Source organism: Amycolatopsis sp. w19, from assembly GCF_051373225.1.
In the GTDB taxonomy this organism is placed as follows: domain Bacteria; phylum Actinomycetota; class Actinomycetes; order Mycobacteriales; family Pseudonocardiaceae; genus Amycolatopsis; species Amycolatopsis japonica.
The window spans coordinates 251,744-263,203 of record NZ_JBPQFM010000007.1; the positions used below are offsets into that span (position 1 = coordinate 251,744).

General features: G+C 67.9%; 9 protein-coding genes. All 9 read left to right on the top strand.

Annotated elements, in window-relative coordinates:
- Nucleotides 1–2: 2 nt before the first annotated feature.
- A complete protein-coding gene (locus tag ACSMFO_RS17370; RefSeq protein ID WP_436459604.1) occupies nt 3–1,505 on the top strand; it encodes a sugar ABC transporter ATP-binding protein in 1,503 nt (500 codons plus the stop codon).
- Nucleotides 1,502–2,539, top strand: a complete 1,038-nt coding sequence (locus ACSMFO_RS17375; protein ID WP_436459546.1) for an ABC transporter permease — start codon at nt 1,502–1,504, stop codon at nt 2,537–2,539. Before ACSMFO_RS17370 ends, ACSMFO_RS17375 begins: the two co-directional genes overlap by 4 nt.
- A complete protein-coding gene (gene yjfF / locus ACSMFO_RS17380; RefSeq protein ID WP_360084882.1) occupies nt 2,536–3,519 on the top strand; it encodes a galactofuranose ABC transporter, permease protein YjfF in 984 nt (327 codons plus the stop codon). The genes ACSMFO_RS17375 and yjfF overlap by 4 nt, the downstream gene beginning before the upstream one ends.
- Before the next feature lie 136 nt (nt 3,520–3,655).
- Nucleotides 3,656–5,329, top strand: a complete 1,674-nt coding sequence (araB, locus tag ACSMFO_RS17385; RefSeq protein ID WP_436459547.1) for a ribulokinase — start codon at nt 3,656–3,658, stop codon at nt 5,327–5,329.
- Nucleotides 5,326–6,012 carry an L-ribulose-5-phosphate 4-epimerase gene (locus tag ACSMFO_RS17390; protein WP_436459548.1) on the top strand — a complete coding sequence of 229 codons (687 nt, stop codon included), beginning with the start codon at nt 5,326–5,328 and terminating at the stop codon, nt 6,010–6,012. The genes araB and ACSMFO_RS17390 overlap by 4 nt, the downstream gene beginning before the upstream one ends.
- Nucleotides 6,009–7,514: an L-arabinose isomerase gene (araA, locus tag ACSMFO_RS17395; protein WP_436459549.1), complete on the top strand. Its 1,506-nt coding sequence runs from the start codon at nt 6,009–6,011 to the stop codon at nt 7,512–7,514. Before ACSMFO_RS17390 ends, araA begins: the two co-directional genes overlap by 4 nt.
- 26 nt (nt 7,515–7,540) lie before the next feature.
- A complete protein-coding gene (gene chvE / locus ACSMFO_RS17400; protein ID WP_436459551.1) occupies nt 7,541–8,668 on the top strand; it encodes a multiple monosaccharide ABC transporter substrate-binding protein in 1,128 nt (375 codons plus the stop codon).
- Between the two features lie 4 nt (nt 8,669–8,672).
- Nucleotides 8,673–10,196 (top strand): multiple monosaccharide ABC transporter ATP-binding protein, encoded by a 1,524-nt coding sequence (mmsA, locus tag ACSMFO_RS17405; RefSeq protein ID WP_436459553.1) that lies wholly within the window; start codon nt 8,673–8,675, stop codon nt 10,194–10,196.
- Between the two features lie 3 nt (nt 10,197–10,199).
- The gene (gene mmsB, locus ACSMFO_RS17410; RefSeq protein WP_436459555.1) at nt 10,200–11,447 is read left to right on the top strand and encodes a multiple monosaccharide ABC transporter permease; all 1,248 of its coding nucleotides are present in this window, start codon (nt 10,200–10,202) and stop codon (nt 11,445–11,447) included.
- Nucleotides 11,448–11,460: the final 13 nt, after the last annotated feature.

Sequence of the window (11,460 nt, forward strand, 5' to 3'; positions counted from 1 at the left end):
CGATGCTGCGGATGAGCCATATCCGGAAGGAATTCCCCGGCGTGGTCGCCCTCGACGACGTCTCCTTCCGGATGTTCCCCGGCGAAGTGCACGCCCTGATGGGCGAGAACGGTGCCGGCAAGTCCACTTTGATCAAGGTGCTCACCGGCGTCTACGGGGTGGACGCGGGCACCATCGAGCTCGACGGTGCCCGGGTCTCGTTCAGCGGGCCGGGGGAGGCACAGCGCTCCGGAGTGAGCACCGTGTACCAGGAAGTGAACCTCTGCCCGAACCTGTCGGTGGCGGAGAACATCTGCCTCGGCAAGGAGCCGCGACGGCGTGGCCGCATCGACTGGCGCGAGACGCGCCGCCGGGCGGCCGCGCTGCTGGCCAGGCTGGACGTCGAAGTGGACGTCTCGGCCGAGCTGGGCGGCTGCTCGATCGCGGTGCAGCAACTGGTCGCGATCGCCAGGGCGCTCGACGTCGAGGCGCGGGTGCTCGTGCTCGACGAACCGACGTCCAGTTTGGACGCGGGCGAGGTCGAGCAGCTGCTGAACGTGGTGCGTTCGTTGCGGGACCAGGGGATGGCGATCCTGTTCGTCTCGCATTTCATCGAGCAGGTCTTCGCCGTCGCGGACCGGATGACGGTGCTGCGCAACGGGAAGCTGATCGGCGAGTACCGCACCGAGGAGATCACCCCGGTCGACCTGGTGACCAGGATGATCGGCAAGGAACTCGCGGCGCTCGAAGACATCGAGGACGCGGGGCACAGCCGGTCGGACGTCGCCGGAGCGCCCGTCTTCCTCGAAGCGGGCGACGTCGGCCGCAAGGGCGGTGTCGCGCCGTTCTCGCTCGACATCCGGTCCGGCGAGGTCGTCGGGCTCGCCGGGCTGCTCGGTTCGGGCCGCACCGAACTGGCGCGGCTGCTGTTCGGCGCCGATCACGCGGACAGCGGTTCGGTGCGGATCGACGGCGAGCCGGTGTCGCTGAAAACCCCGCGGACCGGCCTCGACCACCGCATCGCGTTCTGCTCGGAGAACCGCAAGACCGAAGGCCTCGTCGAGGAACTCACCGTGCGCGAGAACATCGTGCTCGCGCTGCAGGCCTCGCGTGGCTGGGCCCGGCCGATCCCGCGGCGGCGGCAGGACGAGATCGCCGAGCGCTACATCAAGGCGCTCGACATCCGGCCCGCCAACGCGGAGGCGAAGGTCGGCGACCTGAGCGGCGGCAACCAGCAGAAGGTGCTGCTCGCGCGGTGGCTCATCACCGAACCGCGGCTGCTGATCCTCGACGAGCCGACGCGCGGTATCGACATCGGTGCCAAAACGGAGATCCAGCGGCTGGTCGCGCGGCTCTCGGGGGAGGGGATGGCCGTGGTGTTCATCTCCGCCGAACTCGAGGAAGTACTGCGCTTGAGCCATCGGGTCGTCGTGCTGCGCGACCGCGCGGTGGTCGCCGTTCTGGACAACGAAACGCTGACCGCGGACCAGGTGATGGCGACGATGGCCGAAGGAGTCGCACGATGACCAAACATCGGTTGTTCTGGCCGGTCGTCGCGCTGCTGGCGCTGCTGCTCGGCGATCTCATCGCCCAACCGGCGTTCTTCGCGATCGAATTCCGCGACGGGCATCTGTACGGGAACCTGATCGACATCCTCAAGAACGGCGCCCCGCTGATCCTCATCGCGATCGGCATGACGCTGGTGGTGGCGACGCGGGGGATCGACCTCTCCGTCGGCGCGGTCGTCGCGATCAGCGGCGCGCTCGCGTGCCTGCACCTCAGCGGACTCGGCGATCAGGACAGTGTCGGCGGGACGCTCGCGGCGGTCGGGATGGCGCTGGGGCTCGCCCTCGTGCTCGGTCTGTGGAACGGCTGGCTCGTGGCGGTGCTCGGCATCCAGCCGATCATCGCGACGCTGATCCTGATGGTCGCCGGCCGCGGCATCGCCCAGCTGATCACCGGCGGCCAGATCATCACCGTCAACTCGCATCCGTACGAATGGATCGGCAGCGGGTTCACCTTCGGCCTGCCCAGCGCGATCCTCATCGCGCTGGCGGTGTTCGCCATCGCCGCCGTGCTGGTGCGCCGGTCCGCGCTGGGGCTGCTGGTCGAATCGGTCGGCGGCAACCCGGAGGCGGGCAGGCTCGCCGGGCTCCGGTCGGCGCGGCTGATCTGGCTCACCTACGTCTTCTGCTCGCTCTGCGCCGGTATCGCCGGTCTGATGATCAGCGCGAACGTGCACAGCGCCGACGGCAACAACGCCGGGCAGTTCATCGAACTGGACGCGATCCTCGCCGTCGTCATCGGCGGGACGCAGCTGACCGGTGGCCGGTTCTCGCTCACCGGCTCGGTGATCGGCGCGCTGCTCATCCAGACGTTGACGACGACCGTGTACGCGCTCGGCATCGCGCCGCAGGCGATCATGCTGTTCAAGGCCGTGGTCGTGCTGGCGGTCTGCCTGCTGCAGTCGCCGGTGTTCCGCAGGAAGCTCGCCCGGCGGCGGAAACCGGCCCCGCCGTCGCCCGCCGTCCTGCCGGAGAAGGTGGAGGCCGGGGTATGACGACACTCGACCGCATCAAGGGTTATCGACCGCGCCAACGGCATCTGCCGATCCTGGCGACGATGGCGATGCTCATCGGCGCCTACGTCTACGGCGCTTCGAGCTACACGGCGTTCGGCTCCGGGCAGGTCGTGCTCGACCTGTTCATCAACAACGCCTTCCTGCTGGTCGTCGCCGTCGGGATGACGTTCGTGATCCTCACCGGCGGGATCGACCTGTCGGTGGGCTCGGTGGTGGCACTGTCCACTGTGGTCTCGGCGGACCTGCTGCAGAACCAGGGCTGGCCGGTGCTCGCGGTGATCCCGGCGGTGCTCGCGATCGGCGCGGCGCTCGGCTTCGGCATGGGCGTGCTGGTCCAGGTGTTCGAGATCCAGCCGTTCATCGCCACGCTGATCGGGATGTTCTTCGCCAGGGGGCTCTGCTACACGATCAGCACCCAGGCGTACTCGATCGACGATCCGACGGTCGCGAACCTCGCGCAGACGCAGATCCCGCTCGGCGGGGAACTGCACATCTCGATCGGCGTGGTCGTCGCGCTCGTGGTGGTCGCCGCGGCGGCGTACGTCCTGTACGGGACCAGGTTCGGGCGGACGGTGTACGCGATCGGCGGGAATCCGAAGTCCGCGCTGCTGATGGGCCTGAACGTCGGCCGCACGCGGATCACGGTCTACACGCTCAGCGGGTTCTGCTCGGCCCTCGGTGGGCTGCTCTTGGTGCTGTACAAGTCTTCCGGCGATCCGCTCAACGGTGTCGGGCTGGAGCTCACCGCGATCGCGGCCGTCGTCATCGGCGGCACGCTGCTCACCGGCGGCTCCGGCTACGTCCTCGGGACGGTGCTCGGGATCATGGTGCTGGGCATCATCCAGACCCTGATCACCTTCGACGGCACCTTGAACTCCTGGTGGACCTCGATCATCACCGGTGCGCTGCTGTTCGCCTTCATCGTGCTGCAACGCCTCGTCGGGAGGCGGGCCACGTAAGACGGAACACGCGTGATCAAGGCCGTAACCCGCGTGATTGGAGCCGGACGGGCTTCAAACACGCGAGTTCCGGCTCCAAACACGGGTGATCGTGGTTTTCGACCAGAAATGTGAACGCTAACAGTCGGGAGAAGAAGTGAGTGCAAGGGAGCCGCTGGTCGTCGGCGTCGACTTCGGGACGCTGTCCGGCCGGGCCGTCGTGGTCCGCGTCCGCGACGGCGCGGAGCTGGGCAGCGCGGTTTCGGAGTACCGGCACGGCGTGATCGACCGGGTCCTGCCGCGGACCGGCCACGGTCTGCCGCCGGACTGGGCGCTCCAGGTGCCGTCGGACTACGTCGACGTCCTCCGCACCGCCGTGCCGGAGGCCGTCCGTGCCGCCGGGGCGGATCCCGCCGACGTGATCGGCATCGGTACCGATTTCACCGCGTGCACCATGGTGCCGACGACGGCCGACGGCACGCCGCTGTGCGAACTGCCCGAGTTCGCCGGGGATCCGCACGCCTACGTGAAGCTGTGGCGTCACCATTCCGCTCAGCCGCAGGCCGACCGGATCAACGCACTGGCACGAAAGCGCGGCGAGTCTTGGCTGGCGCGTTACGGCGGACTGATCTCTTCCGAGTGGGAGTTCGCCAAGGCGCTGGAGGTCTACGAAGAGGCGCCCGAGGTCTACGCCCGGATGCGTCACTGGGTCGAACTCGCCGACTGGATCGTCTGGCAGCTCACCGGAACCTACGTCCGCAACGCCTGCACCGCCGGGTACAAGGGCATCCTGCAGGATGGCCGCTACCCGAGCTCGGAGTTCCTGGAGGAGCTGGCCCCCGGCTTCGGATCCTTTGTGGATGACAAGCTCGTGCATCCGTTGGGCGCCCTCGGTGCCAAGGCGGGGAGCCTGAGCGCTCAAGCGGCGGAATGGACCGGGCTTCCCGAGGGGATCGCGGTCGCCGTCGGCAACGTCGACGCGCACGTCACCGCGCCCGCCGTCCAGGCGGTCGAGCCGGGGCAGATGGTCGCGATCATGGGCACCTCCACCTGCCACGTGATGAACGGCGCCGAACTGCGCGAGGTACCGGGCATGTGCGGCGTCGTCGAAGGCGGCATCGTGTCCGGGAAGTGGGGCTACGAGGCCGGCCAGAGCGGTGTCGGCGACATCTTCGCGTGGTTCGTCGAGCACGGCACTCCCGCGTCCTATGTGGACGACGCCAGGGAAGCGGGGATCTCCGTCCACGAACTGCTCACGCGGCTCGCTTCGGTGCAGGAGATCGGCGAGCACGGACTGGTCGCGCTCGATTGGCACAGCGGGAACCGGTCGGTACTGGTCGACCACGAACTGTCCGGCGTCGTCGTCGGCCAGACCCTCGCGACCCGCCCCGAGGACACCTACCGCGCGCTCCTGGAGGCGACGGCGTTCGGTACCCGGACGATCATCGAGACCTTCGAACGCGCCGGGGTACCGGTCACCGAACTGATCGTCGCCGGTGGCCTGGTCAAGAACCAGCTCCTGATGCAGATCTACGCCGACGTCACGAACCTGCCGCTGTCCGTGGCCGGTTCGGCCCAGAGTCCCGCGCTGGGCTCGGCGATCCACGCCGCCGTCGCAGCCGGGGCGCACGCCGACGTCCCGGCCGCCGCGCTCGCGATGGGTTCGGTCCGCCGGGCCGTCCACCGGCCGATCGCCGAGAACGTCAAGGCCTACAACGACCTCTACGCCGAGTACGCCGCGTTGCACGACTACTTCGGCCGTGGGGCCAACGACGTCATGCACCGGCTCGCCGCCCGGCGCCGTTCCGTCCGGAAAGGACTGCACCGATGAGCCTCGCCGTGGAGATCACGGACACCTTCGAAGAGCTGCGCGACACCGTCGCCCGCTTGCACAGCGAGCTGACCCGCTACGAACTGGTCATCTGGACCGCGGGCAACGTGTCGGCTCGCGTTCCCGGGCACGACCTGATGGTGATCAAGCCGTCCGGGGTGTCCTACGACGAGCTGAATGCCGACACGATGGTCGTCACCGACCTGTACGGCGAGGTCGTCCACGGCGACCTCGCGCCGTCCTCGGACACGGCCGCGCACGCCTACGTCTACCGGCACATGCCGGAGGTCGGCGGTGTCGTGCACACGCATTCGACGTATGCGACCGCGTGGGCCGCGGTCGGGGAACCGATCCCGTGCGTGCTCACCATGATCGCGGACGAGTTCGGCGGCGAGATCCCGGTCGGGCCGTTCGCGATGATCGGTGACGACTCGATCGGCCGGGGCATCGTCGAGACGCTGCGGTCCAGCCGGTCGCCCGCCGTCCTGATGCGCAACCACGGCCCGTTCACCGTCGGCCGCACCGCACGCGACGCGGTCAAGGCCGCCGTGATGGTCGAGGACGTCGCCAAAACCGTCCACATCGCTTCCGCGCTGGGCAGGCCGGAGCCACTGTCCGAACAGGACGTGAACCGGCTCTACGCGCGCTACCAGAACGTCTACGGCCAGCAGGGAGAGAAGTGAGCACACAACGCAAGACCGAGGTCTGGTTCCTCACCGGGAGCCAGGCGCTGTACGGCGAGGAGACCCTCGAACAGGTCGCGGGCCAGTCGTTGCAGATCCAGCGGATGCTGGCCGACACCGGCCGGATCTCGGCGGAGATCGTCGCGAAACCGGTGCTGACGGAGCCGTCGGCGATCCGGCGCGTGATGCTCGAAGCGAACGCGGACGACGCCTGTGTCGGCGTGATCGCGTGGATGCACACCTTCTCGCCGGCGAAGATGTGGATCACCGGCCTGGACGCGCTGCGGAAACCCTTGCTGCATCTGCACACCCAGCTCAACGAGGCGTTGCCGTGGCAGTCCATCGACATGGACTTCATGAACCTGAACCAGGCCGCGCACGGCGACCGCGAGTTCGGCTACATCCAGACCCGGCTCGGGGTTCCGCGCAAGACCATCGCCGGGCACGCGGCCGATCCGTCGGTCGCCGACCGGATCGACGCGTGGGTCCGCGCCGCGGTCGGCCGTCAGACGATCGGCTCGCTCAAGCTCGCGCGGTTCGGTGACAACATGCGCGACGTCGCGGTCACCGACGGGGACAAGGTCGAGGCGGAACTGAAGTTCGGCGTCTCGGTGAACACCTACGGCGTCAACGAACTCGTCGCGCTGGTCGACGCGGTGCCCGACACCGAGGTCGACGCTCTCGTCGACGAGTACGCCGAGACGTACGCGCTCGCGCCGGAACTCGCCAAGGCGGGGGAGCGACACGAATCGCTGCGTTACGCGGCCCGGATCGAGCAGGGGCTTCGCACGTTCCTGACGAGCGGCGGTTTCGGCGCGTTCACCACGAATTTCGAGGATCTCGGCGGCCTGCGGCAGCTTCCCGGTCTCGCCGTGCAGCGTCTGATGGCCGACGGCTACGGTTTCGGCGGCGAGGGCGACTGGAAGACGTCCGCGCTGCTGACCGCGGTCAAGGCGATGGGCCGCGACTCCGAGCGCGGGACGTCCTTCATGGAGGACTACACCTACCACTTCGGCCCCGGTGAACCGAAGATCCTCGGCGCGCACATGCTCGAGGTCTGCCCGAGTATCGCCGCCGCGAAGCCTTCGTGCGAGATCCACCCCCTCGGCATCGGTGGCCGTGAGGATCCCGTCCGGCTGGTGTTCGACGCCGCCGCCGGCGACGCGGTCGTGATCGGCCTCGCCGACCTCGGCGACCGGTTCCGCCTGGTGGCGAACGAGGTCGAGGTCGTCGCGCCGGACGAGCCGCTGCCGAACCTGCCGGTGGCGCGCGCGGTGTGGAAGCCGGCGCCGTCGCTGGCGACGTCCGCCGAAGCGTGGATCACAGCGGGCGGGCCGCACCACACGGTGCTCACCCAGGCCGTCGGCGCCGAAACGATCCGGGATTTCGCCACCATGCTCGACGTCGAACTGCTCGTGATCGACCAGGCCACGACGCCCGCCTCGATCGCCGACCGGATGCGCTGGAACCAGGCCTACTACCGGCTCGCACAAGGATTCTGATCGGTCCCCACCGGAGAGAAGGAACAATGAAGTTCACGAAACTGGCCACACTGGCCGTGGCGGTCGGCCTCGGTGCCGCGCTGACGGCCTGCGGTTCGAGTCAGAAGTCCGTCGATCAGCAGGCGGCCGCGGGAGGCGCGGCGGGCGGACTGGTCGGCGTCACCATGCCGACGAAATCGTCCGAGCGCTGGATCCACGACGGCGACAACATCAAGGCGGCGCTGGAGAAGCTGGGCTACCAGGTCGACCTGCAGTACGCCGAGGACGACATCCCCACCCAGGTGAACCAGATCGAGAACCAGATCACCAAGGGCGCGAAGCTGCTCGTGATCGCCTCGATCGACGGCACCGCGATCACCACCCAGCTGCAGGAGGCCGCGGACAAGAAGATCCCGGTCATCGCCTACGACCGGCTGATCCGCAACACCCCGAACGTCGACTACTACGCGACCTTCGACAATTTCAAGGTCGGTGTTCAGCAGGCGACGTCGCTGCTCACCGGCCTCAAGGTGCTCAAGGAGGACGGTTCGCCCGGCGAGGGCAAGGGACCGTTCAACATCGAGCTCTTCGCGGGTTCTCCGGACGACAACAACGCGACGTTCTTCTTCAACGGCGCCATGTCCGTGCTGAAGCCGTACCTCGACAACGGGACGCTGGTCGTCAAGAGCGGCCAGACCGCGTTCAACGTCGCGGCGATCCTGCGCTGGCAGGCGGCGACCGCGCAGCGGCGGATGGAAGACCTGCTGACCAAGACCTACAGCTCCGGCGACAAGGTGCAGGGCGTGCTCTCGCCGTACGACGGGCTCTCCATCGGCATCCTGTCGGCGCTCAAGAGCAACGGCTACGGAACGCCCGGCCAGCCGTACCCGGTGGTCACCGGCCAGGACGCCGAGGTCGCGTCGGTGAAGTCGATCATCGCGAACGAGCAGTACTCGACGATCTTCAAGGACACCCGCAAGCTCGCCGAGACCACGGTCAAGATGGCCGACGCGGTCCTCAAGGGCGGCAAGGCCGAGACCAACAACACAACGGACTACAACAACGGGCAGAAGGTCGTTCCGGCGTTCCTGCTGGAGTCGGTGATCCTCAACAAGGGGAACTACCAGAAGGAACTCATCGACTCGGGCTACTACAAAGCGGAACAGCTGAGGTAGCGACGTGACCGACGAAATCCTTCGGATGCGGGGGATCACCAAGACCTTCCCCGGGGTCAAGGCGCTGCAGGACGTCAACCTGTCGGTGCGCCGGGGAGAGATCCACGCGATCTGCGGCGAGAACGGCGCGGGCAAATCCACGCTGATGAAGGTGCTCTCGGGCGTCTACGCGCACGGCTCGTACGACGGCGAGATCGTCTTCGACGGCGAGCCGTGCGCGTTCTCCGCGATCCGCGACAGCGAACGCCGCGGCATCGTGATCATCCACCAGGAACTCGCGCTGTGCCAGCAACTGTCCATCGCGGAGAACATCTTCCTCGGCAACGAGAAGGCGCGCGGTGGCCTGATCGACTGGAACCGGACCAACGCCGAGGCGGGCGAGCTGCTTCGGCGCGTCGGCCTGCGGGAGAACCCGGTGACGCCAGTGCTGGACATCGGCGTCGGCAAGCAACAGCTGGTGGAGATCGCCAAGGCACTGTCCAAAGAGGTCAAACTGCTGATCCTGGACGAGCCGACGGCGGCGCTGAACGACGACGATTCGGCGCATCTGCTCGACCTGCTGCGCGGCCTGCGCGAGGACGGCGTCACGTGCGTCCTGATCTCGCACAAGCTCAACGAGATCGCCGCGATCGCCGACTCGATCACCATCCTGCGCGACGGCAGGACGATCGAGACGCTGGACGCGAGGACGGTGACCGAGGACCGCATCATCGCCGGGATGGTCGGCCGGAAACTGGAGAACCGGTTCCCGCCGAGGGAACCGCGGATCGGCGACGAGGTCCTCCGGATCGAGGACTGGACCGTGCACAGCCCGACGCAACACGGCCGGGTCGTCGTCGACGGCGCGAGCCTGACCCTGCGCCGCGGCGAGATCGTCGGGCTCGCGGGACTGATGGGCGCCGGGCGCACCGAGCTCGCGATGAGCGTGTTCGGCCGCTCGTACGGCAAGGACATCTCCGGACGCCTGATCAAGGACGGCAAGGAGATCGACGTGCGCACGGTCGGCGACGCCGTCGCGAACGGGATCGCCTACGCCACCGAGGACCGCAAACGCTACGGGCTGAACCTCATCGAGGACATCCAGCGCAACGTCTCCGGTGCCGCACTGGGCAAACTCGCGCGCCGCGGCTGGGTGGACGAGAACGAAGAACACCGTGTCGCCGAAGAATTCCGCAAGAGCATGAACATCAAGGCACCGGACGTGCGCAGCGTGACCGGCACGCTCTCCGGCGGCAACCAGCAGAAGGTCGTGCTGTCCAAATGGATCCTCACCGATCCGGACGTGCTGATCCTCGACGAGCCGACCCGCGGCATCGACGTCGGCGCGAAGTACGAGATCTACACGATCGTCAACCGGCTCGCGGAGGAGGGGAAGGCCGTGTTGGTCATCTCGTCCGAGCTGCCGGAACTGCTCGGGCTGTGCGACCGGATCTACACGCTGTCGGCGGGCCGGATCACCGGTGAGGTCGACCGGGCCGAGGCCACCCAAGAGGTCCTCATGCGGGCGATGACCAGGGAACAGGAGTAAGACATGAGCACCGCCTCCGCCGACACCGTCACCGGTGTCGGTGACCAGCAGGAAGCCGCGCCGGCCAGGGCGCCGCGCCGGATCTCGTTCAACCCGCGCGAGAGCGGCATCTACGTCGCGTTCGCGCTGATCGTCGTGTTGTTCTCGATCCTCACCGGCGGCGCGCTGCTGGAACCGCAGAACATCTCGAACCTGATCGTGCAGAACTCGTACGTGCTGATCCTCGCGATCGGCATGATCCTGATCATCATCGCCGGGCACATCGACCTGTCGGTCGGTTCCGTGGTGGCGCTGACCGGCGCGATCTCGGCCGTGCTGATGGTGAACATGGGCATGGCGTGGCCGATCGCGCTGCTGATCACGCTGGCCGTCGGCGCGGTGATCGGGGCGTGGCAAGGGTATTGGGTCGCCTACTTCGGGATTCCAGCGTTCATCGTGACGCTGGCCGGGATGCTGATCTTCCGCGCGCTGACGCTCACCGTGCTCGGGAACCAGGGGATCGGCCCGTTCCCGGACGAGGTGCGCACGCTGGCGAACGGGTTCACCGGCGGCTATCTCGGCAACATCGGGCTCGGCCCGCTCGGCGGCGCCGACGTGGTCAGCCTGCTGATGGGCGCGCTGGCCATCGCGGGCGCGATCGTTTCGCGGTGGCGCAAGCGGACGGCCCGGCTGAACTACCTGCAAGAGGTCGACCCGCTGCCGATGTTCCTGTTGAAGATCGCCGCGGCGGCCGCCGTCGTGCTGTTCGTGGTGGTGCAACTGGCGCGGTACAAGAACCTGCCGTGGGTGCTGATCCTGCTTTCGGTGCTGGTGATCGGCTACTCGCTGGTGACGACGCGGGCGGTGTTCGGCCGCCACATCTACGCCATCGGCGGGAACCTGCAGGCGGCGACGCTGTCCGGCGTGAAGGTCAAGAGCGTGACGTTCTGGATCTTCGTCAACATGGGCGTGCTCTCCGCGCTCGCCGGGATCATCGTCGCCGGACGGCTCAACCAGGCCGGGCCGACCGCGGGCAACATGTTCGAACTCGACGCGATCGCCGCGGCGTTCATCGGCGGCGCCGCGGTGCAAGGCGGGGTCGGCAAGGTGGTCGGCGCGATCACCGGCGGGCTCATCATGGGCGTGATCAACAACGGCATGTCCCTGATCGGTGCGCCGACCGAGAGCGTGAACCTCGTGAAGGGGTTCGTGCTGCTCGCCGCCGTCGCCTACGACATCTGGACCAAACGGCGGGCCCGTACCGCCGCCTGATGGTCGTGAGCTG

Coding starts and splice junctions, on each gene's coding strand:
- ACSMFO_RS17370 (WP_436459604.1), top strand. CDS start 3: ATGCTGCGGATGAGCCATATCCGGAAGGAATTCCCCGGCGTGGTCGCC.
- ACSMFO_RS17375 (WP_436459546.1), top strand. CDS start 1,502: ATGACCAAACATCGGTTGTTCTGGCCGGTCGTCGCGCTGCTGGCGCTG.
- yjfF (WP_360084882.1), top strand. CDS start 2,536: ATGACGACACTCGACCGCATCAAGGGTTATCGACCGCGCCAACGGCAT.
- ACSMFO_RS17390 (WP_436459548.1), top strand. CDS start 5,326: ATGAGCCTCGCCGTGGAGATCACGGACACCTTCGAAGAGCTGCGCGAC.
- chvE (WP_436459551.1), top strand. CDS start 7,541: ATGAAGTTCACGAAACTGGCCACACTGGCCGTGGCGGTCGGCCTCGGT.
- mmsB (WP_436459555.1), top strand. CDS start 10,200: ATGAGCACCGCCTCCGCCGACACCGTCACCGGTGTCGGTGACCAGCAG.